The 26,054-nt window shown below is 59.9% G+C and carries 24 protein-coding genes; 20 read left to right on the top strand and 4 right to left on the bottom strand.

Annotated features, from left to right (window positions below; translation table 11 throughout):
• Positions 1 to 311 precede the first annotated feature (311 nt).
• The 5 genes from B0G75_RS12240 to B0G75_RS12220 all read left to right on the top strand — a co-directional run bounded on the left by B0G75_RS12240 (position 312) and on the right by B0G75_RS12220 (position 4,682).
• Positions 312 to 530 (top strand): hypothetical protein, encoded by a 219-nt coding sequence (locus B0G75_RS12240; protein ID WP_106305114.1) that lies wholly within the window; start codon positions 312 to 314, stop codon positions 528 to 530.
• Positions 508 to 1,227 carry a GntR family transcriptional regulator gene (locus B0G75_RS12235; protein ID WP_012427873.1) on the top strand — a complete coding sequence of 240 codons (720 nt, stop codon included), beginning with the start codon at positions 508 to 510 and terminating at the stop codon, positions 1,225 to 1,227. Before B0G75_RS12240 ends, B0G75_RS12235 begins: the two co-directional genes overlap by 23 nt.
• A 384-nt stretch (positions 1,228 to 1,611) precedes the next feature.
• Positions 1,612 to 2,859, top strand: coding sequence for a formyl-CoA transferase (frc, locus tag B0G75_RS12230; RefSeq protein WP_106305111.1), 1,248 nt, complete (start codon positions 1,612 to 1,614; stop codon positions 2,857 to 2,859).
• A 28-nt stretch (positions 2,860 to 2,887) separates the two neighbouring features.
• The gene (locus tag B0G75_RS12225; RefSeq protein ID WP_106305107.1) at positions 2,888 to 3,706 is read left to right on the top strand and encodes a fumarylacetoacetate hydrolase family protein; all 819 of its coding nucleotides are present in this window, start codon (positions 2,888 to 2,890) and stop codon (positions 3,704 to 3,706) included.
• A 64-nt stretch (positions 3,707 to 3,770) separates the two neighbouring features.
• The gene (locus tag B0G75_RS12220; RefSeq protein WP_106305104.1) at positions 3,771 to 4,682 is read left to right on the top strand and encodes an NAD(P)(+) transhydrogenase (Re/Si-specific) subunit beta; all 912 of its coding nucleotides are present in this window, start codon (positions 3,771 to 3,773) and stop codon (positions 4,680 to 4,682) included.
• A 62-nt stretch (positions 4,683 to 4,744) separates the two neighbouring features.
• Here B0G75_RS12220 and B0G75_RS12215 read toward each other — a convergent pair whose 3' ends face one another.
• Positions 4,745 to 5,050, bottom strand: a complete 306-nt coding sequence (locus B0G75_RS12215) for a hypothetical protein (protein ID WP_106305101.1) — start codon at positions 5,048 to 5,050, stop codon at positions 4,745 to 4,747.
• Between the two features lie 96 nt (positions 5,051 to 5,146).
• Positions 5,147 to 6,094 carry a LysR family transcriptional regulator gene (locus B0G75_RS12210; RefSeq protein ID WP_012427868.1) on the bottom strand — a complete coding sequence of 316 codons (948 nt, stop codon included), beginning with the start codon at positions 6,092 to 6,094 and terminating at the stop codon, positions 5,147 to 5,149.
• A gap of 407 nt (positions 6,095 to 6,501) precedes the next feature.
• Between B0G75_RS12210 and oxlT the strand changes: the two genes are divergently transcribed.
• The 3 genes from oxlT to B0G75_RS12195 all read left to right on the top strand — a co-directional run bounded on the left by oxlT (position 6,502) and on the right by B0G75_RS12195 (position 10,364).
• Positions 6,502 to 7,845 carry an oxalate/formate MFS antiporter gene (oxlT, locus tag B0G75_RS12205; protein ID WP_106305098.1) on the top strand — a complete coding sequence of 448 codons (1,344 nt, stop codon included), beginning with the start codon at positions 6,502 to 6,504 and terminating at the stop codon, positions 7,843 to 7,845.
• A 29-nt stretch (positions 7,846 to 7,874) separates the two neighbouring features.
• A complete protein-coding gene (locus B0G75_RS12200; protein WP_106305095.1) occupies positions 7,875 to 8,846 on the top strand; it encodes a LysR family transcriptional regulator in 972 nt (323 codons plus the stop codon).
• 66 nt (positions 8,847 to 8,912) lie between these two features.
• Positions 8,913 to 10,364 (top strand): aldehyde dehydrogenase family protein, encoded by a 1,452-nt coding sequence (locus B0G75_RS12195; RefSeq protein ID WP_106305092.1) that lies wholly within the window; start codon positions 8,913 to 8,915, stop codon positions 10,362 to 10,364.
• A 106-nt stretch (positions 10,365 to 10,470) separates the two neighbouring features.
• On the opposite strand, the gene B0G75_RS12190 is transcribed toward B0G75_RS12195, so the two are convergent.
• Positions 10,471 to 11,448, bottom strand: a complete 978-nt coding sequence (locus B0G75_RS12190) for a 2-dehydropantoate 2-reductase (protein WP_106305089.1) — start codon at positions 11,446 to 11,448, stop codon at positions 10,471 to 10,473.
• A 445-nt stretch (positions 11,449 to 11,893) separates the two neighbouring features.
• Between B0G75_RS12190 and B0G75_RS12185 the strand changes: the two genes are divergently transcribed.
• The 12 genes from B0G75_RS12185 (at position 11,894) to B0G75_RS12130 (ending at position 25,379) form a co-directional block, all read left to right on the top strand.
• Positions 11,894 to 13,309 carry an undecaprenyl-phosphate glucose phosphotransferase gene (locus B0G75_RS12185; RefSeq protein WP_106305086.1) on the top strand — a complete coding sequence of 472 codons (1,416 nt, stop codon included), beginning with the start codon at positions 11,894 to 11,896 and terminating at the stop codon, positions 13,307 to 13,309.
• Positions 13,310 to 13,509: 200 nt separating this feature from the next.
• Positions 13,510 to 14,664, top strand: a complete 1,155-nt coding sequence (locus B0G75_RS12180) for a polysaccharide biosynthesis/export family protein (protein WP_106305083.1) — start codon at positions 13,510 to 13,512, stop codon at positions 14,662 to 14,664.
• Positions 14,661 to 15,098, top strand: a complete 438-nt coding sequence (locus B0G75_RS12175; RefSeq protein WP_106305080.1) for a low molecular weight protein-tyrosine-phosphatase — start codon at positions 14,661 to 14,663, stop codon at positions 15,096 to 15,098. The genes B0G75_RS12180 and B0G75_RS12175 overlap by 4 nt, the downstream gene beginning before the upstream one ends.
• A gap of 3 nt (positions 15,099 to 15,101) precedes the next feature.
• Positions 15,102 to 17,312, top strand: coding sequence for a polysaccharide biosynthesis tyrosine autokinase (locus B0G75_RS12170; protein ID WP_106305077.1), 2,211 nt, complete (start codon positions 15,102 to 15,104; stop codon positions 17,310 to 17,312).
• 139 nt (positions 17,313 to 17,451) lie between these two features.
• Positions 17,452 to 18,696: a UDP-N-acetyl-D-mannosamine dehydrogenase gene (gene wecC, locus B0G75_RS12165; protein WP_106305074.1), complete on the top strand. Its 1,245-nt coding sequence runs from the start codon at positions 17,452 to 17,454 to the stop codon at positions 18,694 to 18,696.
• A 65-nt stretch (positions 18,697 to 18,761) separates the two neighbouring features.
• Entirely contained in the window at positions 18,762 to 20,036 is a 1,275-nt protein-coding gene (locus tag B0G75_RS12160; protein WP_258194401.1) for a flippase, read from the top strand.
• Complete coding sequence (locus B0G75_RS12155; protein ID WP_106305071.1) at positions 20,033 to 20,860, top strand: glycosyltransferase family 25 protein; 828 nt, start codon at positions 20,033 to 20,035, stop codon at positions 20,858 to 20,860. The genes B0G75_RS12160 and B0G75_RS12155 overlap by 4 nt, the downstream gene beginning before the upstream one ends.
• The gene (locus B0G75_RS12150) at positions 20,853 to 22,160 is read left to right on the top strand and encodes an O-antigen ligase family protein (protein WP_106305068.1); all 1,308 of its coding nucleotides are present in this window, start codon (positions 20,853 to 20,855) and stop codon (positions 22,158 to 22,160) included. Before B0G75_RS12155 ends, B0G75_RS12150 begins: the two co-directional genes overlap by 8 nt.
• Positions 22,150 to 23,316 (top strand): glycosyltransferase family 4 protein, encoded by a 1,167-nt coding sequence (locus B0G75_RS12145; RefSeq protein ID WP_258194400.1) that lies wholly within the window; start codon positions 22,150 to 22,152, stop codon positions 23,314 to 23,316. The genes B0G75_RS12150 and B0G75_RS12145 overlap by 11 nt, the downstream gene beginning before the upstream one ends.
• A gap of 101 nt (positions 23,317 to 23,417) precedes the next feature.
• Entirely contained in the window at positions 23,418 to 24,119 is a 702-nt protein-coding gene (locus B0G75_RS12140; RefSeq protein WP_258194399.1) for a polysaccharide lyase, read from the top strand.
• 61 nt (positions 24,120 to 24,180) lie between these two features.
• Positions 24,181 to 24,915, top strand: a complete 735-nt coding sequence (locus B0G75_RS12135) for a WecB/TagA/CpsF family glycosyltransferase (protein ID WP_181309232.1) — start codon at positions 24,181 to 24,183, stop codon at positions 24,913 to 24,915.
• Between the two features lie 44 nt (positions 24,916 to 24,959).
• Complete coding sequence (locus B0G75_RS12130; RefSeq protein WP_106305059.1) at positions 24,960 to 25,379, top strand: serine O-acetyltransferase; 420 nt, start codon at positions 24,960 to 24,962, stop codon at positions 25,377 to 25,379.
• Between the two features lie 13 nt (positions 25,380 to 25,392).
• Here B0G75_RS12130 and B0G75_RS12125 read toward each other — a convergent pair whose 3' ends face one another.
• Positions 25,393 to 26,013, bottom strand: coding sequence for a LysE family translocator (locus B0G75_RS12125; protein ID WP_012427851.1), 621 nt, complete (start codon positions 26,011 to 26,013; stop codon positions 25,393 to 25,395).
• Between the last annotated feature and the right edge of the window lie 41 nt (positions 26,014 to 26,054).

The raw sequence follows: 26,054 nt of genomic DNA, 5'->3' as shown, positions 1-26,054 counted from the left end.
CTGTGGCCGCTCGCGATCGTTTGCAGGACCTGCGAAGATTAATGATGCGGAGTCAATCCCACAATCCACATCCGCGTGACATTGCGCGATCATCGAACACGACTGCGCGAATAGCGCGCGTTTTGCGCGTTTACACCGAGTGTCGCGCGCTCGCGCGCATTGCAATGAACTACCGCAAAGCGGCCCGTGCTACCGTGAGGGCGTAATCCTGAAAACAACAACGACTGATATACTACATACGGAATATTGATTTTTGCGGCATTGCAGCATATGATTGAGTCATTCCTTCACTCAATCATCCGGAGCTACAAATGGAAGTTGTTCCTCTCTCGCTGCTCGCCGTTGCTGTTGTTGGTTTAGGCTCTGCCGCCACTGTGCTGTTGACCCGCTGGATTCCGCAGCCGGTCGCGCAGCTTGCAGCGCAACATGGCCGCTTCGTCGGTCTGGGCGAGCAACGCGCGGCAGTGGCAAGACCGTATCGTGCGCATGTTCAACAAGAGGCGATGAATGTCGTCAGAACTTCAAACTGAAGCAGTGGCCACACCGTTGACGTTGTCATTGCAGCCGATCGGCGCGAGCGCGAGCTTGCGCGATCAGGCGTATGCCATGCTCCGCCAGGCCATCGCCGACGCGGACATCTACCAGAACCGTGAAGAAATCCGTCTCGACGAGCGGGTGCTGAGCGAGTCGCTCGGCGTTAGCCGCACGCCAGTGCGTGAGGCCATGACGCTGCTCGAGCAGGAAGGTTTTCTGCGCATGGTGCCGCGCCGCGGCATCTATATCGTGCGCAAGAGCAAGCGTGAAATCGTCGAGATGATCCAGATGTGGGCCGCGCTCGAAAGCATGGCGGCGCGTCTTGCCACGCTGCACGCCACGGACGAGGAAATCGCCCGTCTGCGCCACATGTTCGACAACTTCCGCGACGCGACGCCGGCTGAACACATTGCCGAGTATTCCGACGCCAACATCGCGTTTCACCAGGCGATCGTCGAGTTGTCCAAGTCGCAGATCATTCTCGACACGATCAAGAACATCTTCATCCATGTGCGCGCGATTCGCCGCATGACCATTTCGCAGAGCGACCGCGCGTCGCGCTCGATCGTCGATCATTTGCGCATTATCGAGGCGCTGGAGAAGCGCGATACTGAGCTGGCCGAGCGTCTCACGCGTCAGCATTCGCTCGATCTGGCGGCGTTCGTCGAGGCGAATTGCGATTTTCTGGATTGACGCGGCTGCCAGCCTGAGCGGCGTTTGATGGTTGGGTAGGACAGGAAGGGCCCGCGGTGGAGACACCGGCGGGCCTTTTTGTTTGCGGCGGACGCCGACGGCGCGTGGCTTCCCGGGCAGTGCGGGATAAACCTCGCTTGACGGTCTGAAAAATATGGTATGTGATATATCAAAAGACGCGAACCGAAGGTTGACGCCGGTGTTCCCTCGCACCGAGCGACGGCCCTAACGTTTTGCCGCGAGGACGAGCCGCGTAGCCGATGCGGCGGAGCACGCACCGAATTTGCCAGGAAATTACAAGTAGACGCCCTTTCAACAACTACGTTGCTCGTGACCAGAGTACGGCGCTAAAGCGCAAGCCCTGGTCGACACAGGAGACAGGACATGAGCAAAGCACTCGACGGTGTGCGCATTCTCGACTTCACGCATGTGCAATCCGGGCCCACCTGCACGCAACTGCTTGCATGGTTCGGCGCGGATGTCATCAAAGTGGAGCGGGCGGGCGCGGGAGACATCACGCGCGAACAGTTGCGCGATATTCCCGATGTGGACAGCCTCTACTTCACGATGCTCAACCACAACAAGCGCTCCGTCACGATCGATACGAAGAATCCTGAAGGCAAGCAGGTGCTCGAGGCGCTGATCCAGAAATGCGACGTGCTGGTAGAGAACTTCGCACCGGGCGCGCTGGACCGCATGGGCTTCACGTGGGAACGGATTCAGGAACTGAATCCGCGCATGATCGTCGCGTCAGTCAAGGGTTTCGGTCCTGGGCCGTACGAGGACTGCAAGGTCTACGAGAACGTCGCGCAATGTGCGGGCGGCGCGGCCTCGACCACCGGCTTCGACGATGGCCCGCCGGTCGTGACAGGCGCGCAGATCGGCGACAGCGGCACCGGCCTGCATCTGGCGCTCGGCATCGTCACGGCGCTGTATCAGCGCACGCACAGCGGACGCGGTCAGCGCGTACTCGCCGCGATGCAGGACGGCGTGCTCAACCTGTGCCGCGTGAAACTGCGCGACCAGCAGCGGCTCGAACGCACCGGCGTGATGAAAGAGTATCCGCAATATCCGAACGGAAAGTTCGGCGAAGCGGTGCCGCGTGCGGGCAATGCGTCGGGCGGCGGTCAGCCGGGCTGGATCCTGAAGTGCAAGGGCTGGGAAACGGACCCCAACGCTTATATCTACTTCATCACGCAGGCGCCGGTGTGGGCCAAGATCTGCAACGTGATCGGCAAGGAGGAGTGGGCCACGGATCCCAACTACGCGACACCCGCCGCGCGTTTGCCGCACCTGAAGGACATCTTCGCCGAGATCGAGCGCTGGACCATGACGAAGACCAAATTCGAGGCCATGCAGATTCTGAACAAGTACGACATTCCGTGCGGACCGATTCTGTCGATGAAGGAAATTGCCGAAGAACCGTCGCTGCGCAAAACCGGCACGATTGTCGAAGTGGATCATCCGACTCGCGGCAAGTATCTGACGGTTGGTAATCCTATCAAACTGTCCGACAGTCCGACCGAGGTCACGCGCTCGCCGTTGCTGGGTGAACATACCGACGAAGTCATGGCCGAGCTGGGCTATTCACCCGAGCAGGTCAGTGCATTGCGCACTGCCGGCGCGATCTAGGCCGATCCACGTAAACAGGGAGCGACGTATGGATACATGGATGCGGTTCATGTCTAGCGATGGCGGCGTTGTGTTCGGCCGTGTGGAAGGTGGCTATCTGCACGAGTATGAAGGTCTGGAGCACCCCGTGCCGACCGGCACCGTGCTGTCGACGCGCGCGCTGACGCCGCTCGCGCCGTGCGCGCCCGGCAAGGTCGTCGCGCTGTGGAACAACTTTCACGCGCTGGCGGCGAAGCTCGACAAACCGGTGCCCGCACATCCGCTTTTTCTGTTGAAGCCCGCGGGTTCGGTGATCGGATCGGGTGAGCCGATCAGGCGGCCGCTCAGCTATACGGGCAAGATCGCCTATGAAGGCGAGCTCGGCATTGTGATCGGACGGCGCTGCCGTGATGCGAGCGTTGAAGAGGCGGCCGAAGCGATTTTCGGCTACACGCTCGTCAACGACGTCACCGCTGCCGATCTGCTGAACGAGAATCCGCACTTTCCGCAATGGTGCCGCGCGAAGGGCTTCGATACGTTCTGCTGTGTCGGACCGGCGATCGTCTCCGGTTTCGACTGGCAGCAAGCGCATCTTGTCACCATGCTCGATGGCGTGGAGCGGCAGAACTATCCGCTCGCCGATATGGTTTTCTCGCCCGCCGAGCAGGTGAGTCTGATCTCGCAGGATCTCACGCTCGAGCCGGGCGATGTGATTGCGTGCGGAACGTCGGTCGGCGTCGGCTCGATCAAGGATGGCGCGACAGTAACGGTCACGATCGACGGGATCGGCACGCTGAGCAACACCTTGAGCGCGGCGCGCGCGGGCGCCGCCGCGGGCGCGGAGCCGGTCGCGGCAGGTGCTGTCTGAACGGTTGACCGATTGCGCGATCCGTTGGGATCGCGCCCATGCATTCCGGTACGGAGGAGCGCGCATGCCGCTAGCGTATGACAGTACCGTCTGGTGTTGGCTGGCCGTGGTGTTTGCTTGCGTGTTGGCCGTTGCGCTTGCCGCAGTCGGACAACTGCCGCTCGAACGGCGACTGAAGCGCCGTCCTGACTGGCACGCCGGGGCATTGGCCGCCGCGCTCGCAGGCCTTTTCGCGGCCGGCATAGGTGCAAGCGCCGGCGTGGTCGGCGCCGCGGTAGCGGGCGCGGTGCTCGGCGCGTGGCTGGTGCGCCGGCGCAATTTGGCGCGGCGCCCGCGCCTCGTTGCGCTGTTGGGCAGCAGCATGGGGCTCGCTGTTATGGCGGGCGGCTTCGCGCGTTATATGTCGTCGGCGGCGCAGGCGAATGTCGAACGCGTCGAACTCTATGCCGCCGTGTTCATCGGCGCGTTGATCTTTGCCACCTCGGCCATTGCGTTCTGCAAACTGCGTGGTGTACTGCAGATCGGCGTGGTGGCGCGCCCAGGGCACGGCATCGTCAACCTGTTCGCACTGTTGCTGTGCGGCTGGCTCGGCTATGGATTCGTGACGGAACCGGCGCAGCCATTCGGACTCGCCGCGCTCCTCGCGATGACCGCGCTGGCTTGTGCGATGGGCGTGCATCTGATGCTCAGCCGCGAGTATTCCGACGGCCACGAGCATGGTCACGCTCCAGGCACACTCGCCTTTGCCGCGCGTTGCCATAGCCTGACGATGGGCAAGCAGGGGCTGTTGGCACGAATCGAATGGCGCGGTGGAGAAGAGCAGGGCTGGATGCTGCGCGACGTCACAACAGACTGTGTGCGTACGGCGGCCTACCCGTATCGTCGAAACGGCGGCAATGGTGTGAGCGCTCAAGTGCGGCAACGTGCGTGCGACCGCCACCGGCCGGCTCGCGCTACGACACGGCGCACGCTATGAGTGCTCGCACATTCAGGTGGGCTGGTATGACGTGTCGCGGGACCGTGATCCCGCGAATACACTCACTCGCCCGCCGACGCGAACTCGCTGAAGTACTGCGCCTTCTTGTGCAGAATCATTTGCGCGAGAAAGTCGGCGTCGTACGCGCTATGCAGATGGGCGTGAAAGCGCTCGATGTAGGCAGTAATTCGAGCCGCCTCGCTGCTGAATTCCTTGAGCACGTCGAGCGTGGCGCGATCCCAGCGGAAGCGCAGGCCGAGGTCGCTGAAGGCGGCGTTATACGCGCTCAGGTGGGCGTCGTCGGGATGGATTGCGGCAACGCGAGCAGTGTGCGCGCTGGGCTGAAACTCAACCGAAGCGTGATTCATGATCGGCCTCCTGGGCAGACGAGTGATGGAACTCGCTTGCAGCATAGAAGTCCTGAAGAATCCGCAATAGTTAAAGTTTCATTGGATCTCCATAGCCTACTGCTTATACACGCTCAATTCCTTGACGCGCGTGATCTTCTCGATCAGATTCGCGCCTTCCTCCATCAGGAAGCGTTTGAAAGCGACGGCGACCGGCGGCAGTCGCTTGTTCTTTCGATGCACCACGTACCAGTTGAGCATGACCGGAAAGCTCTCGACATCGAGCACGACCAGGTGGCCGAGTTGCAATTCGAGGCTGATGGTATGCGCGGACAGAAAGGCGATACCCATGCCCGCGATCACGGCCTGCTTGATTGTCTCGGTGCTCTTGATCTCCATGGCGATCTTGAGGTTTGCAAGCCGCCCGGCGAAGCCTTCTTCCATCGAATTCCACGTGTCCGAGCCGCGCTCCCGCACGATAAACGCTTCGTTCGCCAACTGGCTGAACTTGATGTTGCGCTTATTGGCGAGCGGATGCGTGGGCGCCGCCACGATCACATAGGGGTGCGGTGCAAACGGCTCGTTGGTCGCGTCGGTCTCGTGGGGCGGACGCACCATCACCGCGAGATCGGTCTGGTTGGTGGCGAGTTGATGCAGCAATTCCTCGCGATTGTGCACGGCGAGATTGAGCACGACACCCGAGTAGCGGCGCGTGAATTCGGCCAGCAGCCGCGGAAAGAAGTAGTCGCCGGCGCTGATCACCGCGACATTCAGCTTGCCGCCGGAGACGCCTTTGAGCTGACTCATCGCCTCGTCGACTTCGTGGAACTGTTGAATGATCGCGCGGCTGTAGTGAAGCATTTCGGTGCCGGCCGGCGTCAGATAGATTTTTTTGCCGAGTTGTTCGAACAGCGGCAACCCGGCGTGTTCTTCGAGTTGCCGGACCTGAGTGGAAACGGCCGGCTGCGTGAGGTGCAATTCCTCGGCGGCGCGCGAGAAGCTCAGGTGGCGTGCCACCGTTTCGAAAACCTTCAGTTGCCGCAGAGTCGCATTCCGCATCGTCATGACCGATGTATAAGCAAATGTGAATCAACATAATAACAAACTTTAATTATTAGTAATTCAGCAATGACCCTAGCATGGTTCTATATAAGAAAGCGCAATTGTCGCCGGAGCGCCTGGCGAAAAACTCGGGTTAACGCTTGGATTTGAGGCCTGATGGACGAAGCAGCCGACGCCTCATGGTTAAAAAGCGCTAAATGATCGGAATAAAGCGCTTCCCAAAAAGCGATGATTTAAGCGGGTCTATTTTTAAAGCAGCGAATTAAAGACGCAAATATCAAATATTCCCGAAGAGCACGGCTTTTCGGGTCATAACCATAAGGTGGGACGTATACAGCGCGGCGCGTCGCCGAGACGACTTCCTTCGGGACGCTAGCCGGCTGCACCAGATAAATAGTGGAGACAAGCGAATGGACGATATCAGTCAGCAGACTACGAGCCGCGCATTTTGGGGCAACCGTTGGTGGCAACTCGTCATCGGCATGGTGTGCATGGCTCTCGTGGCCAATCTTCAATATGCGTGGACGCTGTTCGTCACGCCGATGAACGCGCGCCATCACTGGGGCGAAGCGTCCATTCAACTTGCGTTCGCGATTTTCATCCTCACTGAAACGTGGCTCGTGCCGCTCGAAGGCTGGCTCGTCGACAGGTTCGGACCCCGGCCCGTGGTCGCGGGCGGCGCGATCTGCGCGGGCATTGCGTGGGTGATGAACTCGTACATCACGACCCTGCCGATGCTGTACGTCTCCGCGGTCATCGCCGGCATCGGTGCGGGCGGTGTGTACGGCACATGCGTGGGCAATGCGTTGAAATGGTTTCCCGACAAGCGCGGACTTGCCGCGGGTCTTACCGCTGCGGGTTTCGGCGCAGGCGCCGCGGTGACGGTGATTCCAATCGCCAACATGATCACGCGTTCGGGTTATGAGCATACGTTCTTCTTCTTCGGCATCCTGCAAGGCGGATGCATTCTCGCGCTCGCGCTGCTGTTGAAGAAGCCGAACCTGCGCTCGCAAGCGGCGCCGAAGAAGAAATTCGCCGTGTCGAAGGTCGACTTCACGCCGGGTCAGATGATCAAGACGCCGGTCTTCTGGGTGATCTACGTATCGTTCGTCGCCGTGGCTGCGGGCGGTTTGATGGCGACCGCGCAGATCGGTCCGATCGCGAAAGACTGGGGCCTCGCGCGCATCCCGATGACGATCTTCGGCATGACCTTGCCGCTGCTGACGGCCACGCTTTCCATCGACAACGTCTGCAACGGTTTCACGCGTCCGCTGTGCGGCTTCATCTCCGACAAGCTCGGCCGTGAAAACACGATGTTCGTGATCTTTATCGGCGAGGGCCTGGCGTTGCTCGGTCTGATGCAATACGGCACTAACCCGTACGCGTTCATGACGTTCGCTGCACTGATCTTCCTGTTCTGGGGCGAAATCTTTTCAATCTTCCCGGCGATCTGTGCCGATACTTTCGGCAGCAAATATGCCGCGGCCAACGCGGGCACCTTGTACACCGCCAAGGGAACAGCCTCACTGCTGGTGCCGATTGCGTCGGTACTGTCCGCGACGGGCGGATGGAATCTCGTGTTCATCGTCTCAGCGGTCGTGACGATCGCCGCGGGCGTCGCCGCGAAGTTCGTACTCGCGCCGATGCGCTCGCGCTGGATCGAAACGCACAACGAGCCGCAAGGTGTGCTTGCCGTTGCCGGCAACGGCAAGGCTTCGCGCTTGAGCCATTGGCCTGAGCAGACGGGAGAATAGGCGAATGGCCTACACCCGGCAGTGACGTCATGAATGTTTCGTTGCAGCAACTCAAGGTGTTTGTCGCCGTCGCGCGTGAGCGGAGTTTTACGCGCGCGGCGCGTGAGTTCGACTTGACGCAATCCGCGGTGAGTCGTTGCGTGCGCGAACTCGAAGAAGCCGTGGAATTGAAACTGTTCGACCGCACCACGCGCCAGGTCGAACTGACGCATGCGGGCGCGAGCCTCGAGCGAAGAATCGGCCGGCTGCTCGATGAAATCGAACTCACGCTGCGCGAAGAGCGGGCCGCTTACGACGGCCATACCGGCGTGGTGGTGCTCGCCAGCAATCCGGTGTTGTCGTCGGGTTGGGTGGCGCAGGGACTCGCGCGTTGCGCGGCGGCTTTTCCTGAGCTAGCCGTCTGCGTCAGGGATCAGCCGCAAAGCGGCGTGCTCGCGAGCGTCGAACAAGGCGAGGTGGACTTCGGCGTGGTCTCGACGGCCGAGCCGTTTGCCGGCGACCTGTTGCACGCGCAACTGGTTTTCACGACGCCCCTCCATGCAGTAATGCCGCCTTCTCATCCGCTTGCCCGCCACGCGAGTGTCACATGGAGCGAGCTGCATGAATGGGCGCTCATCACGCTGAACGCCGACACGGGTGTGCGCGCGGCGCTCGAACTCGCCTTCAATGCGAACGGCGTGAAACGACGGCCGGTGCAGGAACTCGGACATGTCGCGGCGGTGCTGCGCATGGTCGAACTGGGGCTCGGCGTCGGCATATTGCCCATCGACACGCATTGGCCTGCAATCGGCGCATCATTGGTCAGCCGGCCGCTTGCGCCCGTGATGAATCTGGCGACACTGCTCGTGCATCGCCGCAACCGTTCCCTCCGACCCAACGCCGCAGCAGCCTGGGCACAGTTCTCCACTACTTCACAGACCACCGACGTGTCGCCGTCCGCTTCGCAGATACAGGCGAAGCCGACCGTTGCGCGCAACGGCGCGGTTCTCCACGAGCCCTAACGCCCTTTACCCCAAAACGGCTCGCACGCATTCAGCCCACGCAACATCCAAGCAAGGAGCTTCAAGATGGAAACTGAAACCGACCTCAGGCGCCATGATCTGCTGATCGACGGCAAACGCTTGCCGCCCGGCACCGGCGAATATTCCGTCGATATCAACCCCGCCACCGAAGAACCGATCGCGCTGGTTGCGCAAGGCAGTGCCGCCGACGTGGATACCGCCGTGCGCGCCGCGCGCGCTGCATTGAAAGTATGGAACGGCATTCGGACCGCCGAGCGGGCGCGCATCCTGATGCGCCTCGCCGGCCTGATGCGCGCGAATCTCGAGGAACTGGCCGCACTCGAAAGTCTCGACGCCGGCAAGCCGATCGCAGCCGTGATGCGCCAGGATATTCCAGCCGCGATCGATACGCTCGAATACTACGCAGGCTGGTGCGACAAGATCAACGGTCAGGTCGTGCCGGTGCGCCCCGATGCATTGACTTACACGTTGCGTGAACCGGTCGGCGTGGTCGCCGCGATCGTGCCGTGGAATTTTCCGCTGATGATCGGCATGTGGAAGATCGCGCCGGCGCTCGCGTGCGGTTGTACGCTGATCGTCAAGCCCGCGGAGATTACGCCGCTGACCGCGTTGCGCATCGGCGAACTTGCACTCGAAGCGGGTGTGCCGCCGGGCGTGCTGAATATCGTCACCGGCAAGGGACGGGTGGTTGGCGATGCGTTGGTCGCGCATCCCGGCATCGACAAGGTGACGTTCACCGGCTCGCCCTCCGTGGGGCGCGGCATTCTGCAAGGCGCCGCCGGCAATTTCAAGCGCGTCACGCTGGAGCTCGGCGGCAAATCGGCCAACCTGATTTTCCCGGATGCCAATCTCGACAACGCGGTGCGCGCCGCGGCGTCGGGCATTTTCTTCAATACAGGGCAGGTGTGTTCGGCGGGTTCGCGCATTCTGGCCCATCGCGATGTGTACGACGAAGTGGTCGAGCGCCTCGCCGCGCGTGCGAAATCGATCAAGGTCGGCGATCCGTCGTCGCGCGAAACGTCGATGGGCCCGCTCATCTCCGCGGCGCAGATGAAGACGGTGCTGGGCTATGTCGAGACAGGTCGCGCCGAAGGGGCGTCGCTCGTAACCGGCGGCGCGCGGGTGGGCGACCGTGGTTTCTTTGTCGAGCCGACCGTGTTTGCCGACGTCGAGCATGAAATGCGCATTTCACAGGAGGAGATCTTCGGGCCGGTGGCGAGCGTGATTCGCTTCAACGACGAAGCCGACGCGATACGGATTGCCAACGGCACGTTGTATAGCCTTGCGGCGGGCGTGTGGAGCGCGGACATCGGCCGGGTGCATCGGGTTGCGCGCGATCTGAAGGCGGGGACCGTGTGGATCAACACGTACGGCTACACCGATGTGCGCCTGCCTTGGGGAGGATCCGGCGACTCGGGGTTCGGCCGCGAACACGGTGACGTTGCGATCGAGAACTTCACCGAGCCTAAGGCTGTGTGGCTTGCCATCGATCAGTAGCGTTAAAAAAAGGATCGAACGCGTTGGCGTTCGATCCTTTGATGTTTGCGCTTGCCGATATGGGGGAGAGCGAACGAGTTTCTGATCGTGCGCTCTCTCTGGAGTCTCAATCTCCCTGCAATGCCATCCGTTCACGCAGTTTGATGAGCGCCAGCACGACATCGATAGTCGGCGTCGGCTCGGCGACGAGGTGGCCCATTTCCTGCACGACCGTCAACAGCGGATCGATTTCCATCGGTCGACGATTCTCGAGATCGACCAGCGTCGAGGTCTTGTGCGCGCCGACCGCGCCCGCGCCATCGATGCGCTTTTCGACGTCGACGCGAAAGTGCACGCCGAATTGCTCCGCGATGCGCTTGGCCTCGAGCATCATCGTGCGCGATACCGCGCGCGTGCCGGGATCGCTGGTGAGCACGTCGAGCGTGGCGTGCGTCAATGCGCTGATCGGGTTGAAGCATAGGTTGCCCCATAGCTTGAGCCAGATTTCGTCGCGGATATTGTCGCGGATCGGCGCTTCGAAACCTGCCGCCTGCATGATTTCGTGCAACTGTTGAATGCGCGGCGTGCGTTCTCCGCTCGGCTCTCCGATCGGGAATTTCTTGCCGTACACGTGCTTGATGACGCCGGGCTCGACGATTTCGGCAGCCGGATAGAGCACGCAGCCGATCGCCCGTTCGGGGCCGAGCTTGGTCCATTGACTGCCGTCCGGGTCGACGCTCGCGAGACGCGTGCCGGCGAAGCGGCCGCCGTGCTGATAGAAGTACCAATACGGAATCCCGTTGACGCCCGTGACGACGGCCGTGTGCTTGCCGAGCAGCGGCTGCATTGCTTCCACTACGCCGGGCAGCGAATGTGCCTTGAGCGTAATGATCACGAAGTCCTGCACGCCGAGCTCGCGCGGGTCGGACGTGCAGCGCACAGGCGCGCTGAACGTCTCGCCGTCCATGATCAGACGCGCGCCGTGCTCGCGCATTGCCGCGAGATGCGGACCGCGCGCGACGAAACTCACATCCGCACCGGCGCGTGCGAGTTGCACGCCCATCAAGCCGCCGATCGCTCCCGCTCCGAAGACACAGATCTTCATGATGCCCCTCCTCTGACGATGAATAGTCGCTTGCCCGATGCCGTGTCTCGTCGTGCACGGTTTGCGGGTCATTGTTCGAGCATACGGGGGCGGGAGGATTGCAGATAGTTAAAGTTTGTGGAGAGGTGCATTAGGGATTGGTTATGGATGAGGCGGCGTCCGAGAAACATGGGAATAGGACTGGACTGAATTGGAGGCCAAAGTGGAAAGAGGGACGAATGCGGCGATCGATTGGGAAATGTCTCAGGCCTGCCCGATCGTCGTAGGCGCAGAATGCGGCCTCTTTAAGAAGTTACGCATACGGGCGGCATCGCAAAAAAGGATATTGAGAGTGCTGCCATGAAATCAAAGGTTGATGTGAGCTATCCCGTCGTGTTCTTGCGTGTGGCATCTATGTGTGAGTTGCGTGGCGTCGGATCGACGGTTCAGCGCTAGGCCACACCTCATGCACACGGTGATTCGTAAAACCGCTGGCCGGGATTTGGCGGAGATGGAGAGCGTCCTGGCGCGCCTGCTCGACGCGATGTTGATCGCGTTGTCGGCGGCGCTGGCCGAACTGCTATTCGTGCCCGGCTCGGGGCATTCGATTCTCGAAGGCGCTTTCGTCGCGCTCGATATGGCGTTCGCGGTATTGCTGCTGCCGTGGTTCGGCGTATATGACTCGTGGCGTGGCCGCTCGAAATGGCGTCTGAGTGTCAATCTGATGTTCGGCTGGATCGCGGTGCAGGTCTGTGGGCTTGCCATGTTGTTTCTGCTTCATCGCGCTGCGTCGGTGTCCCGGCTTTGGTGCGTGAGTTGGACCGTGATCGCGGCAGTGGCGCTCGTTTCGTCGCGGTGGGCGGTGCATGCGGTACTCAGCCGGATGAGACGCGGCGGCCGGAACTTGCGAATGGTTGCCGTGGTAGGCGCCGGCGCGCATCGCGACGCGGTGGTGGCCAACATCATGAGTTCACCGGATGCAGGCTTCCGGGCGGTCGCCACTTTTAACACGCGCCGGGATGGCGAGTCTGAGTTGAATGGCTTGCCGTCGTTCGAGAGGTTCCGCGAATTCGCGGACTGGGTGCGCCGCGAACGGATCGAAGAGGTATGGCTTGCGCTGGCGATGTCCGAAGAGGAGACCGTGCTGAGGGTCCTCGACGAATTCAGTCGCGACCTGGTTAATTTGCGTTTCATTCCTGATGTGCGCAGTCTCGCGATGTTCGATCGCAACGTGATCGATCTGATCGGCGCGCCGGCCATCAATGTGATGGCCTCGCCGATGACGCCGTACGCGCTGGTTCAGAAAGCGGTCTTCGACCGGTTGTTCGCGAGTGTGGCGCTGTTGGCTTTGTTGCCGGTGATGTTGTCGATTGCAGTGGCCGTCAAAGTGACTTCGAAGGGGCCGGTGTTGTTTACCCAACGGCGCAAGGGTGCGGATGGGCGCGTCTTTCGCATTTACAAGTTTCGTTCGATGCGTGAGCACGTGGCGCGGCCAGGTGTAGTTCTGCAGGCGAGGCGTGGAGATCCGCGCGTGACTCGTGTCGGTGCGTTTTTACGTCGCACGAGTCTCGATGAGTTGCCGCAGTTTCTGAATGTGTTGCGTGGGGAAATGTCGGTGGTTGGGCCGCGGCCGCATGCGATCGAACATGATGATGAGTATCGGGGCGTTGTCGATGGGTATATCCATCGATACCGGATCAAGCCGGGTATTACCGGGTGGGCTCAGGTGAATGGTTTTCGTGGTGAGACGGATCGGGTTGAGAAGATGCAGGCGCGGGTTGAGCACGATTTGTACTACTTGCGGAACTGGTCGTTTGGGTTGGATATGCGGATTGTGCTGGCGACGGTGGTGAAGGGGTTGCTGCATCGAAATGCGTATTGAAATGCGGTCTATAACTGACTTCAAGCAAATTGTTTGTAATGCAGTATTCCGCGTGAACAGGCGCGTGTCCGAATGGAACACGGATCAAATTTGCCCAATGTCGGGTAGCGAGAGCGTCGCTTCGGCACGTTTGCTTGAATAGGTTGAACACGATGTTAGCGGTATTTTTAACCAGGCCGGCTTTCAGGCTTGGAGTGTTGATGACGGCGGTGAGTTTGTTGGCGAGTGCGTGCGCTGTGGCGCCGGGGATGCGGATGGAGACGTCTCGCGTGCAGAATATGACGGGTGCGTCCAATGCTTCGAGCGTTGCTGGAGAAGCCGGCGAAGGCGTGGCCAGCGAACGGGCAAGTGCAACGAATGGCACGCCGGACATCGCCATAACAGAGGTCGACGCGGCGCTGATTTCGCAGTTGGCACAACGTGGAAAACAGCAGCAGAACGAGCTGTCTCGATTGCTCTCCGGAGTGCCGCAGCCCTACGCTGTCGGGCCCGGTGATGTGCTGCAAATTGTCGTTTGGGATCATCCGGAATTCGCTGCCGCACTCGGCTCTTCGCAGACACAATCGTCGACGAAGCCGGGAGACCCGCTGTCTGGATTCGTGGTTGACCAGAACGGTGGGTTGACGTTTCCGTATGCGGGCACGCTACACGTGGCGGGCCTGCGTATCGAAGAGATTCAGCAACGGCTGAGCAGCGCGCTCGCAACATATTTCGTCAAGCCGCAAGTCACCGTCCGAATGGCGTCCTATCGCGCGCACCAGGTCTACGTCGACGGCGAAGTGCGTAGTCCTGGTGCATTGGCCGTCAACGACGTGCCCATGACCCTTTACGAAGCAGTTAGCCGCGCGGGTGGTTTCAGTGAAACGGCCGACCAGAGCGATCTCGTTCTGGTGCGTGGCGATCACTTTTATCGCGTGAATCTGACGCAGATGCTCGCTCAGGGATTAAGCCCGTCGCGGCTCTATCTGAACCCCGGTGATCTGCTGCGTGTCGTCTCGCGTGATGAAAACGATGCGTATGTGATGGGCGAAGTGAACAAACCGGTTTCGGCTATTCCGCGCCGAACGGGCCGCATGACATTGGCCGACGCACTTTTGCAGGCCGGCAGCGTGAATGCCTCGACTGCCGATGCCGCTCAGATGTTCGTGATCCGCGGTTCACTGACCGGGACGCCGCAGGTGTTTCACCTCGATGGTCATTCACCGGTCGCGATGCTGCTTGCGAAGGATTTCGAATTGCAGCCGAAGGACGTGGTGTACGTGGATGGTAGCGGTCTGGTTCGCTTCAATCGTGTGCTGAGTTTGTTGATGCCGTTGATTAACACTGGTCTGACGGCGGGAGTCATTGCGAAATGACTAGCGTTTTGATGGTGTGTGAGGGGAACGTTTGTCGGAGTCCGATTGCGCGGGCCATTCTTGAACGGACGCTGCCTGCTGTCTCAGTGAGTTCCGCGGGTACGCGGGCACTCGTTGGCAGGCACGCGGATCCACTCGCAATTCAGGTTGCATGCCAGCACGGCATGGACATCAGTGCTCATGTAGCCGAGGCGCTTGGCAACGAACACGTGCGCGCGGCGGATGTCGTGCTGGCCATGACGAATACCCAGCGCACGTTGATTCTTGATCGGTTTCCTTCCGCAAGGGGAAAGGTTTTTCGTCTGGGCGAACACGAACAGTTCGATATTGTGGATCCATATCAGCGGCATCGTGTCATTTTTGAACTGGCCTTCACGCAAATCGAGCACGGCGTTTTGAAATGGTGCGATGACATTGTCGGGCTGATGCACTGAATCATGAAATTACTTGATCGGGAACGCTCGGCCGACGCGCTGGGCGAAAAGGAAATCACGCTGTCCGAGGTCATCGCATTGTTGAGCGAGAATCGGCTTTTGATCGCGTTGACCACTGCGGCAATGCTATTTCTTGGCATTGCCTATGCATTTCTCGGCACGCCTTTGTACAAAGCCGATGTAATGATTCAGGTCGACAGCAACTCCGGCAGCGACACGCTCAACGACAAGCTCGGCGACCTCGCGTCGTTGTTCCAAAGCAAGGCATCCACCGACGCGGAGATTGAACTGATCCGTTCGCGAATGGTAGTCGAAGAAACTGTCCGGAGTTTGCAGCTCGACGTCAACGCAACGCCACACCGATTTCCGCTGATTGGCGCGCTGATCGCACGGCAGGCACTCGTGGGCAGTCCCGCGAGTCCATTCCTGGGACTAAACAGTTTCGCCTGGGGCGGAGAGACTTTGGGCGTGGCCCAATTCGACGTTCCCGCGGCGCTCTACGATCAGCCTTTTAAATTGATGGTCGGCGCGGGGCAGGCGTTCGAATTGCGCGATGCAGACGGCCATACGGTGCTGTGCGGCCACGTGGGCATTGCGGAGCAGGGCGTCACACGGTTTGGTGCGGTGCGGTTGAGAGTGGACCATATGATTGCGCGCGCCGGCACATCGTTCAATCTGAGGAAATCTTCGACGCAACTGACGACAGCGGATCTGCAAAGCGCGCTCAATATCAGCGAGAAGGCCAAACAGTCGGGCATAGTCGCAGTCTCGCTCGAAGGCGAGGATGCTGCGAGGACCGCAGCTACCGTGAACCGTGTGGCGAGCATTTACGTTCAGCGAAATGTAGACCGCAAGTCCGCGCAAGCGCAGCAAATGCTGCAGTTCCTCGCTGACCAACTTCCCCAACTGCGCGCGGACCTCGACGACGCTGAAGCCAAATATAACGCGTTCCGCACGCAGAACGGCACTGTCGATCTGGAAACAGAAGGCAAGCTCCTGTTGCAATCGATTGTCGACAGCAAAACTAAACTGATCGAGTTGCAGCAGCAACGCTCCGCGCTCGCGCAGCGATACACGGTGGAACACCCCTCTATCCAGGCGATTGATGCCCAGATCGGCGAATTGCAGGAACAACAACGCTCCTTCGGCGCGAAAGTGGCGGCGTTGCCGAACATACAGCAACAGGCGCTGCGTCTCATGCGTGACGTGCGGGTCGACACCGACCTGTACACCAAGCTGTTGGATAGCACGCAGCAGTTGCGTGTGCTTAAAGCGGGCCAGCTGGGCAACGTCCACACGGTCGACTACGCGGAGGTGGCCGAAAAACCGGTCAAACCGAAGAAAGCGCTGGTGATCGCGCTCTCAGGCCTGATCGGTGTGCTGCTTGGATGCGCTATCGCATTTGTGCGCAGTACTTTGAATCGTGGACTCGAGACGCCATCGGAAATCGAAGGAGCGGTCGGCGTGCCGGTGTATGCGATCGTGTCTCGAAGCGCGCGGCAGCGGACCTTGCAGCAGTCGGCTCGTAGCGGCGGGTCTGGGCTGAACGTGCTCGCGGTGGCTCAACCCGATGACGTGGCAGTGGAAGGCATCCGCAGTTTGAGAACGGCGTTGCAGTTCGGCTTGCTCAAATCGCACAACAATATCGTGATGCTGACGGGGCCACGGCCGGACGTCGGCAAGTCGTTTCTCTCGGTGAATCTGGCCACAGTGCTGTCGGCTGGCGGTAAACGTGTGTTGCTAGTCGACTCGGACATGCGCCGAGGCGACGTGCACAGATACTTTTCGCTCCCGAGTAAACCGGGCTTGTCCGACGTGATCGGCGGAGTCGAACCGTCAAGCGCGGTGCACTACCAGGTCTTGCCCAACCTCGACGTACTGATGAGTGGCAGCGTTGCCTCGAGTCCGGCCGAAATGCTGATGAGCGATTCCTTCGGGAGCTTGCTCGCACAGTTCAGCAAGCAGTATGACGTGGTCATCGTTGATTCGCCGCCGGTGTTGGCCGTGACCGACCCGGTACTGATCGGCAAGCACGCGGGCCTGACGTTGCTCGTGAGTCGTCACGGGCGGCACTCTGCCGCCGAACTCCAGGAAAGCGTGCGTCAGCTGAGTAGCGCCGGCCATGCCGTCGACGGCGTTCTGCTGAACGATGTTCCGCAGCGGGCCAGTGCGTACGGCGCGTTCTCCGAATACGGGGCTGAGAAATCCTCATGACGGATTGCAGCATTTAGTCACGGCGCCACGCGACGGCCATTCCTGCGCTCGCATTGCGAGCGTGCTAGTTAAAAAGAACGTTTCGGTCCGGCTCTGACAGTCTGAGCGAACACACCCAGTTTACGGATATAGAAAAGAAATGGATTTTGAAACTGTTTCGGTGATAGGCCTCGGCTACATTGGGCTTCCCACGGCGGCCGTGTTTGCGGCGCGCCGCAAACATGTCATTGGCGTGGACGTCAGTCAGCATGCGGTCGACACCATCAATCGTGGTGCCATTCATATTGTCGAGCCGGAGCTCGATATGCTGGTACACGCGGCAGTCACGCAAGGCTACCTTCGCGCAACGATCACGCCTGAGCCTGCGGACGCGTTTCTGATCGCTGTGCCGACGCCTTTCTCCGATGGCTACAAGCCGGATCTCCGCTTCATCGAAGCAGCGAGTCACGCGATCGCGCCGGTGCTCAAGAAGGGCGACCTTGTCGTCCTCGAATCGACTTCGCCGGTCGGCACAACTGAGCAGATGGCAGCGTGGATGGCACAGCTCCGTCCCGATCTCACCTTCCCGCAACAGGCGGGCGAGCAGTCGGAGATCCGCATCGCGCATTGTCCTGAGCGCGTGCTGCCTGGCCACGTGATTCGCGAACTGGTCGAGAACGATCGCGTAATCGGCGGCATGACGCCGCGCTGTAGCGAACTGGCGCGTGAACTCTATCAAAGCTTCGTGCGAGGCGAATGCATCCTGACTGATGCTCGTACAGCGGAGATGTGCAAACTGACGGAGAACTCATTCCGTGACGTCAATATCGCCTTTGCGAATGAACTTTCGATCATCTGCGACAAGCTCGATATCAACGTGTGGGAGCTGATCCGTCTTGCGAACCGCCATCCGCGGGTGAGCATCCTGCAGCCGGGTCCGGGAGTGGGGGGGCACTGCATCGCCGTCGATCCCTGGTTCATCGTGGACTCTGCGCCGGACCAGGCTCGCCTGATTCGCACCGCGCGAACGGTCAACGACGCAAAGCCGGGCTATGTGGTCGACCGCGTGGAACGCGCGGCGCGGCGCTTCAAGGATCCGGTGATTGCGTGTCTCGGGTTAGCGTTCAAAGCGAATATCGATGACCTGCGCGAAAGCCCGGCCGTCGAAATCGCCGCCGAACTGGCGGAAAGATTCGCAGGCCAGGTGGTGGTGGTCGAACCGAATGTGAGAACGTTGCCGGCCTCGCTCGATGGCAGGGCCCGTCTCTGTGAATTGAACGAAGCGTTGCTGGAGGCGGACATCATTGTCATTCTGGTCGACCATGCGCAGTTCCGGCGCGTGGACCCGGTTCGCTTTCAGGCGAAGGTGGTGATCGACACGCGTGGGGTGCTGGCGCATGCGTGATCGACCGCTCCGCTCGTCGAGCTCCATTGGGGCCGTTCGTGAGTGATCGGGGTGCTGGGGGCAACATGCAGGTGCCAAACGCGCGCCGTATCCGCACGAACTTCGTCGCGATGATGGTCTGGCAGATCGGCAACTATCTCGTACCGCTTGTGTCCTTCCCGTATCTGACGCGTGTGCTTGGGGCCGAAAATTTCGGCATGCTTGGCTATGCGACGGCGATTGCTACATACGGCATGCTCGTGACGGAATGGGGATTTTTCCTCAGTGGTCCCAAAGCGGTGGTCGAGCGCCGGGGGCATCCGGAGGCGCTGAACGAACTTGTATGGTCGACGATGGCCGCGAAGGCGAGTCTGTGTGTGATCGCGTTTTCCGTGCTGCTTGTCGTTGCGCACTACGATCGCAAGCTGGCTTCGGTATTTCCTGTGGTACTCGCAGCCTGGCCGATGGTCATCGGCAATGTCTTTACATTGAACTGGCTATTGCAGGGGTTGGAGCGCTTCCCGGTCTTCGCGACAGTAGCACTGGCTGGCCGTTTCGCGGCTTTACCGCTGACATTCATCTTCGTGCGTCACAGTGACGATGTCGCTTTCGCAGCCGGAATCCAGGGAGGGGCGGCGGTTTTCACCGGCGTCTTCTCGCTAGTCGCCGCCCGGCGCCTGGGCGTGTTGCGACGGCCTTCCGTTTCGGCGCGCTCGGTCATGCAGCGCATCAAGGAAAGTGCCGACATGTTCGTTTCGTCGGCGTCCGTGAGTCTTTTCGGCGTGACGAATGCGGTCATCCTCGCTTCAATGACGACACCATATCAGGTGGGTATCTATACGGCCGCCGACAAGCTCAAGACCGTCGCCAACATGGTGCCCGCTCAAATCAATACGGTTTGCTACCCGCGTATCACTTCGTTGTTCAGTGCGCAGCCCAGGTCCGCCGCCCGGCTGACGGTGGTCGGCGCGCTCGCCACAGTATTGGTCACGCTTGCCGGACTGGTCGTTGTCGGCCGCGTTTCGGCACCGCTTACTACCTTGATATTGGGCGGCGGCTATACAGGTGCCGCGTCGCTCCTAAATATGCTTTGCCTTGCGACTGTCTTCGGCAATCTGGCTTATTTCCTGGGATTGCAAGTACTGGTGCCGTTCGGCAACGCTCGTATCCGGTCGCTGTCGATGCTGGCAGCAGGTGTGCTGAACGTCGGGCTGGCGATCGTTCTGACGCCGCGCTTCGGCGCTCAAGGCGCGGCGGTATCGCTGCTTGTCGCAGAGGCGATGTTGCTGGTCGCGTACGTGTCGATGATCCTGAGCAAGCCGGCTTTGCGCCACCACTTTACACAATTGCTGAATCGATGATGGAAAGTCTGGTACCCGTTCACGTCATATCTCTGCCTCGCTCGGGGCGCCGGGGTGCGATCGCGGCATTGTTGTCCGGCCGCGGCGTCGCATTTCGTATCGAGGATGCAGTCGATGGGCGTTTGCTCACGCATAGCGAACTGAATGCAGTCTACGACGACACCGCGGCTCGCCGCCGCTACGGACGTTCGATGACTAGCGCTGAGGTAGCGTGCTTCATGAGTCATCGGTCAGTGTGGCGAAAGATTGTGGACAACGGATGCGCCGCAGTGATCCTCGAGGACGACGCGATTCTCGAACCGGCTTTTTTTGAACGTGTGTTGCATGCCGATGAGTCTCAGTTGGCGGCTGTCGCTGGCATTGTGCTGCTGGGGCGGTCCAAGTTGCGCCGCGCTGCGTCATTTTGGACCTACCTCAATGAACCGCTCAGGTGGCGCGCGAGAGTTGGCGGATTGCGGGTCGGCGTTCCGTTCAAACAATGGACGTCTGGGTCCGTGGGCTACTGGATATCCGCGCAGGCCGCTCGCCAGGCTCTCGCATACAGCGAAGGCGCAATCGGCGCATTGCTCGATGACTGGCCGTGGCATCGCGATGAGGGCGGCGCCCGCGTCGCCGAATTGCGTCCCTATGCAGTGTGGGAAGACTTCGAGCGGCTACCAAGCAGTATCGAGCAAGAACGCAAGGCACGCATAAAGCCACGCGCGTCCCTGCACGTCGTGGCACTTTGGCCTCTCCGTCTCGTGCGTACAGCGGTTCGCTGGGGTGTAGTTGCATTGCAGCGGCTTTCATCTGGCAGCGATGTGGTGAGAGCACGTCATGAGTAACGTCGTTATTGCGCGGCGGCTGAGCGCTTCGACAGCGCGGTGGGCGCTTCAGAGTTCAACCTCAATCACATGGGCTTTATTCGCCGGCGGTCTCGCGCTGTCACCTCTCGCGGATTTCCTGTCGGTCAGGGCTGCGCATGGATTCGACTCTGAGGGTGGGGACGCACGTTTCTCGCTGGTCGTGCGCGGAACCATGGTAGCCGGACTGCTGCTGCTTCTATTGGTGAGTGGGCGGATCCGGTTGTCGAGTTGGCGCACGGCGCTTCTGGCGATGGTGGCAATCACGGCATCGGCCGCGACATATGCGTTCGCCGATATGTCGAGCGTAGAGTTTGCGCAGCAGGCGGTTTTCGTCCTGAAGGTGTTCTCATTCTTTGTTTGCCTTGCGGCCCTATCGGGAATGGGCGCCAGGCAACTTGAGAAACTCGAACCATTTATGCGGCTCACGCTGTTGGCATACGCGGTGGCGATCGTGACGGGCGCGGTATTTTCGATCGACCTGTTTCGCAGCTACTGGGCCGACACGCAGATCCGGTCCGGCTACAAAGGTATCGTGTACGCGCAGAACGAAGCGTCTGCCCTCATGATCGTGGGCCTGGCTTACGGATTGCTGCGAGTGTTGAAGTTCGGCTGGTCGGCATGGAGTGGCGTGCTGGTAGGAACGATCGTGCTGGCTTCCTGTCTAGTCGGCACGAAAGCCGCAATGGGCGGAACCATTGCAATGATCTGTTCGTACTTCTTTTGCCGGCATAACGTCCCTCAAGCAACCGTGCGTGCGTTGACCTTTCTTGGGCTGCTGGCTGTCCTCGCGGCGGCTGCGTATCTCTCACTGCCGGGGGTGCAAAGCGCCGCCGATCTCAGCTTTCAATATTTCATGTACCAGCATGACCACGTGAACAGTGGCGGGATACTCACGATGGTCTTGTCCGGGCGCGATGTCAAGTTTTTGAACGTGTGGGACGAGGTGGCGAAGGATGGCTATGTCCCACTGCTCACCGGTGGCTATCCGGTGGTGCGGTATCTGGTCGAAATTGACGTGCCGGATCTTGTGTTGGCAATGGGATTACCCGTTTGTGTCTTTTACTTGGGGGACTTAGGGAAGGCGTTTGTCTGCGGTGAAGGCGGGGCTGAGTCGCGCTTTGGCAAGTGGTTCTTTATCGTCTTGATGGCAACGGCTTGCACGGCTGGGCACATCCTGGTGTCCGCAATTGTTAGTCCATATCTGGCCATGATCGCCGTACTCATCAAGCGTGCTGCGCACAATCGTCGCTATCTTATAGAAGGACCACATGATGAGTAAGCGCGAAAACAGAGCGACGCAGGCGACTTATGACGCACTGCCGTTACGTGTGCTGCACGTGGGGCCGGGACAAGGTCAGCGAGGCGGCATTGCATCCGTTCTCGTGGAACTTGATGCGCAACGAGCGAGGTTCCAGCGTGCAGGCATAGCGGTAGCGATCTTCGAAACGCATGGTTTTCAGAGCGCGAGATCGCTGTTGTGCTTTCTGCTACTCGACATTCCACGCTTTCTGTTCGCGCTGCTTACGGGTATCGACCTGATTCATTTCCATGTGTCGGTTCGCGGGTCGTTTTATCGAAAATTTACGCTGTATCTTCTCGCTCGGCTTGTCCGTAAGAAAACGATTTTTCATCTTCACGCCGGCAACTTCCTGAAGTTTTACGTCGGCAGCGGATCGATTACTCGCAAAGCGGTGGATGGCTTCGTTCGAGGAGCGGATGCCGTAGTAGCTGTCTCGTCGGCAATTGCGGCGGAACTTCGAGGCAGTCATGGCATTACGCGCAATCTGTATGTGATCGGGAACACGGCGTATAGCGCCGAGGTGGCGGCAGGCGCGGCTTTGCGCGAGGCTTCCGACGCGAAGGCCGCAGACATGGCGCCATACGTCGCGTTTGCCGGCAGATTTACAGAAGGCAAGGGGCTCGACGAATTGCTTCGTGCGACGGCGCTGCTGAACCGGCAAGGCCTGACGATTCAACTGAGACTGGCCGGAGCCGGCGACACGGATAGATGGGCGCGCGCAGCGATCGAACACGGCGTTGGCGACCAGGTCAGCTTTGTCGGGTGGCTGCAGGGCGACGCCAAGCTCGCGTTCTATCGCGACGCCGCACTATTTTGTATGCCGAGCCATTTCGAAGCATTCGGGATTTCGACGCTCGAGGCAATGTTTATCGGTCGACCCGTGGTCGGCACGCGCATTGGTGGATTCCTTGATCTGGTGGAAGAGGGCGTGACTGGCTATCTTGTCCCATGCGAGGACGTTGCCGAACTTGCGGAGAGGATCCGCAACCTCGTGGAAAGTCCCGAACTCGCACGTACGATGGGGCGGCAAGGCGTCGCGAGAGCTCTGAGTCGCTATTCCGTCGACGCAGTCGTCGGACAGTATGTTCACTGTTATCGAAAAGTGAGCAAATCTAAAGGAGATTCAGTTATATGAGCTGTATGCCGATGTATCGCTGGACACTGACTTGTCTTTTGGGAATCGTATGTAGTATTGCCGTCGCGCAAGATGTGAGCGTTACCTGGACCGAGCCGAAAATGACTGCGCTGGCGAGCACGTACGACAGTCTGTTCTCGACGGAATGGAACGGCGGCATTGATGCCGGCATTGCCATTCAGGCGAATGCCGGCGATATTACCGTGGTCGATGATCCAGTCGTAGCCGGACGAAAAGCCGTGCGTGTTCATATGAACCGAGCCGAAGACTTTTCAAAGATCGCGAACGGTGTTCCCCGGGCAGAGATGATTTTTCCCGCGGCAGTGAGCTTTGCGCAGGGACCGGATTATCTGCTGCGATGGAGTACGTTCATACCCGCCGGGGCCGCCTTCGATAACAAACAGGCGGTCATCATTACTCAGGTGCACCAGGGCGAGCGGACGGGCGGTCCAACAATCGCTTTGAGTCTGCAGGGCAATCGGTATGCCATTTCCGAGCGCGGCGGGGCGAATACTTCGACCGTTTCCGCAGGGAAATGGCTGTGCTGCGCCGACGCGGACCAGGGCAAGTGGGTGAACTGGTCGCTGCGCTATATCGCCGACGATTCCGGTCACCATGCTTCGACTCAACTGTGGAAGGACGGGCGTTCAGTGTTTGCATTGCAGGGCATACCCAATGCCTATCCTGGTGTTCAGGATGCCTACCTGAAAATGGGGCTGTACAAATCGGCGTGGAAAAGTTCTCCATCCGACGTCGGTGAGATTACGTTTTTCTTCGGACCAGTCTTCGTATCGAAGAAATGAACGCAGCATCTGCTGCGTGCGATTCGCGGGCGGGTGCAAACGAACATAGAGAATGGTTTGTATGAAGCGCATTGAAGTATTCGGATGTCCAATGGACGCGGCGACAATGGATGAAACGGTCGCCGAGATTTCAACTCGCATTGCTGCAAGGAAGTTCACTCAGCACGTGGCGGTCAATGTCGCAAAACTCGTGCATATGCAGACAGACACTGAACTTGCAAAATCGGTCCGTTGCTGCGACATGATTAGTATTGATGGAATGGGCATCGTGTGGGCTGCCCGGGTGCTTGGACATGCTGTGCCAGAACGCGTCGCAGGCGTCGATCTATTCAACAGACTGCTGGCGGAAGCCGCAAGGCAGGAGTTTCCCGTGTATCTGCTAGGCGCGACCGAGGAGGTTGTGGCACGCGTGGCCATGCTATGCGCAGACTGGTATCCCGGTCTTAGGATTGCCGGTTACCACCACGGTTATTTCGGCGACGACCACCAAGGTGTGGTTGACCAGATCCGCGAATCCGGCGCACGGCTGTTGTTCGTGGCCATCACATCACCGACCAAAGAAAATTTCATTAACCGATGGCGGGAATCGCTCGGCGTCGATTTTGTGATGGGCGTGGGCGGGACCTTCGATGTGGTAGCGGGGAAAGTCAGTCGTGCGCCTCGCTGGATGCAAACGGCAGGTTTGGAGTGGCTCTTTCGTGTTCTGCAAGAACCGCGTCGCATGTGGCGCCGCTATCTTGTCACGAACAGCAAGTTCGCAGTTATGTTGGGTAAGGCCTTGTTGGTTCCGCGGTAGCGGGGACGGCCGAGCGCGCCGGCTATATTGGAAGGAAGTTCTTCATGCTGCACATCTATCGCATCGCGCATTTGCTTCATCGATTGCGCGTGCCTTTTCTACCGTGGGCGCTGAAGGTTTTTAACCGGGTAGTGTTTTCCGTATCGCTGCCGCCGTCGGTGACAGTTGGGCGCAACGTGGTTTTCGGTTATCAGGGGCTTGGTATCGTTGTGCACCGGCAAGCGGTGCTAGGTAGCGATATTGTGATTTCGCCCAACGTTGTAATTGGAGGCCGTGGCCAGCCCGGTGCGCCCGTGATCGGAGACAACGTTTTGATCGGCGCGGGCGCGTGCATACTGGGCCCGGTGACGATTGGGCGGAACGTGAAGATCGGTGCGAATGCTGTGGTCACGTTCGATGTGCCGCCGGACGTGACCGTAGTGGGCGTGCCGGCGCGAATTGTCCAGCCGCGGCCAAGCGTCTGAATTTCGGAGTTCGTCACCCCCGCCTCACCATCAAAAACCCCACCCCAATCGCCGCCAGAAAACCCCCACAGCACCGATTGAACCACCGCCTGACTCTCGCGCGCACCAGCCACTTCCCGAGATACATCCCCGCCCACGAATACAACGCGATAGCGAACCACTCCAACACCAGAAAACTCGCCCCCAGCACCGCAAACTGCGGCAACATCGGCTTCGCGATATCGACAAACTGCGGCAGAAACGCGGTGAACACCAGAATGGCTTTCGGGTTACCGGCAGCCACGAGGAACTCTCTCCGTGCGACCCGCGCGAGCGAGGCATCTTCCTGCTGCGTCGTGTCGATCGTGGGCGCATCGCTGCGCCACAACTGAATGGCCAACCAGATCAGATAACCGGCGCCAGCCAGTTTGATCGCGAGAAAGAACCACTCCGATGCGTGCAACACGACGGCGAGACCGGTTGCGGCAAGCACGAGCATCATCGCGAATGCAACCAGACGCCCCGTGCCGCCGACGAACGCAGTCATGAAACCATGACGCGCCGCCACATTGATCGACAGCAGGTTATTGGGCCCGGGCGCGAGATTGATCGCGAAGCAGGCGGGCAGAAAGAACAGCCAGGCGGTAATGGACATGACGGCTCGCAAGTAGAAAGAACGCAATTGCGACGAGTCGC

It is taken from the genome of Paraburkholderia sp. BL18I3N2 (genome assembly GCF_003001875.1).
Taxonomy (GTDB): Bacteria; Pseudomonadota; Gammaproteobacteria; order Burkholderiales; family Burkholderiaceae; genus Paraburkholderia; species Paraburkholderia phytofirmans.
Note: the sequence above shows the minus strand (reverse complement) of the source record. Positions and strands in the feature narration are given on the sequence as shown.

Excerpts from the sequence above, each read along its gene's own strand:
- B0G75_RS12240 (WP_106305114.1), top strand. The coding sequence starts at position 312 with ATGGAAGTTGTTCCTCTCTCGCTGCTCGCCGTTGCTGTTGTTGGTTTA.
- B0G75_RS12235 (WP_012427873.1), top strand. The coding sequence starts at position 508 with ATGTCGTCAGAACTTCAAACTGAAGCAGTGGCCACACCGTTGACGTTG.
- frc (WP_106305111.1), top strand. The coding sequence starts at position 1,612 with ATGAGCAAAGCACTCGACGGTGTGCGCATTCTCGACTTCACGCATGTG.
- B0G75_RS12225 (WP_106305107.1), top strand. The coding sequence starts at position 2,888 with ATGGATACATGGATGCGGTTCATGTCTAGCGATGGCGGCGTTGTGTTC.
- B0G75_RS12220 (WP_106305104.1), top strand. The coding sequence starts at position 3,771 with ATGCCGCTAGCGTATGACAGTACCGTCTGGTGTTGGCTGGCCGTGGTG.
- B0G75_RS12215 (WP_106305101.1), bottom strand. The coding sequence starts at position 5,050 with ATGAATCACGCTTCGGTTGAGTTTCAGCCCAGCGCGCACACTGCTCGC.
- B0G75_RS12210 (WP_012427868.1), bottom strand. The coding sequence starts at position 6,094 with ATGACGATGCGGAATGCGACTCTGCGGCAACTGAAGGTTTTCGAAACG.
- oxlT (WP_106305098.1), top strand. The coding sequence starts at position 6,502 with ATGGACGATATCAGTCAGCAGACTACGAGCCGCGCATTTTGGGGCAAC.
- B0G75_RS12200 (WP_106305095.1), top strand. The coding sequence starts at position 7,875 with ATGAATGTTTCGTTGCAGCAACTCAAGGTGTTTGTCGCCGTCGCGCGT.
- B0G75_RS12195 (WP_106305092.1), top strand. The coding sequence starts at position 8,913 with ATGGAAACTGAAACCGACCTCAGGCGCCATGATCTGCTGATCGACGGC.
- B0G75_RS12190 (WP_106305089.1), bottom strand. The coding sequence starts at position 11,448 with ATGAAGATCTGTGTCTTCGGAGCGGGAGCGATCGGCGGCTTGATGGGC.
- B0G75_RS12185 (WP_106305086.1), top strand. The coding sequence starts at position 11,894 with ATGCACACGGTGATTCGTAAAACCGCTGGCCGGGATTTGGCGGAGATG.
- B0G75_RS12180 (WP_106305083.1), top strand. The coding sequence starts at position 13,510 with ATGACGGCGGTGAGTTTGTTGGCGAGTGCGTGCGCTGTGGCGCCGGGG.
- B0G75_RS12175 (WP_106305080.1), top strand. The coding sequence starts at position 14,661 with ATGACTAGCGTTTTGATGGTGTGTGAGGGGAACGTTTGTCGGAGTCCG.
- B0G75_RS12170 (WP_106305077.1), top strand. The coding sequence starts at position 15,102 with ATGAAATTACTTGATCGGGAACGCTCGGCCGACGCGCTGGGCGAAAAG.
- wecC (WP_106305074.1), top strand. The coding sequence starts at position 17,452 with ATGGATTTTGAAACTGTTTCGGTGATAGGCCTCGGCTACATTGGGCTT.
- B0G75_RS12160 (WP_258194401.1), top strand. The coding sequence starts at position 18,762 with ATGCAGGTGCCAAACGCGCGCCGTATCCGCACGAACTTCGTCGCGATG.
- B0G75_RS12155 (WP_106305071.1), top strand. The coding sequence starts at position 20,033 with ATGATGGAAAGTCTGGTACCCGTTCACGTCATATCTCTGCCTCGCTCG.
- B0G75_RS12150 (WP_106305068.1), top strand. The coding sequence starts at position 20,853 with ATGAGTAACGTCGTTATTGCGCGGCGGCTGAGCGCTTCGACAGCGCGG.
- B0G75_RS12145 (WP_258194400.1), top strand. The coding sequence starts at position 22,150 with ATGATGAGTAAGCGCGAAAACAGAGCGACGCAGGCGACTTATGACGCA.
- B0G75_RS12140 (WP_258194399.1), top strand. The coding sequence starts at position 23,418 with ATGACTGCGCTGGCGAGCACGTACGACAGTCTGTTCTCGACGGAATGG.
- B0G75_RS12135 (WP_181309232.1), top strand. The coding sequence starts at position 24,181 with ATGAAGCGCATTGAAGTATTCGGATGTCCAATGGACGCGGCGACAATG.
- B0G75_RS12130 (WP_106305059.1), top strand. The coding sequence starts at position 24,960 with ATGCTGCACATCTATCGCATCGCGCATTTGCTTCATCGATTGCGCGTG.
- B0G75_RS12125 (WP_012427851.1), bottom strand. The coding sequence starts at position 26,013 with ATGTCCATTACCGCCTGGCTGTTCTTTCTGCCCGCCTGCTTCGCGATC.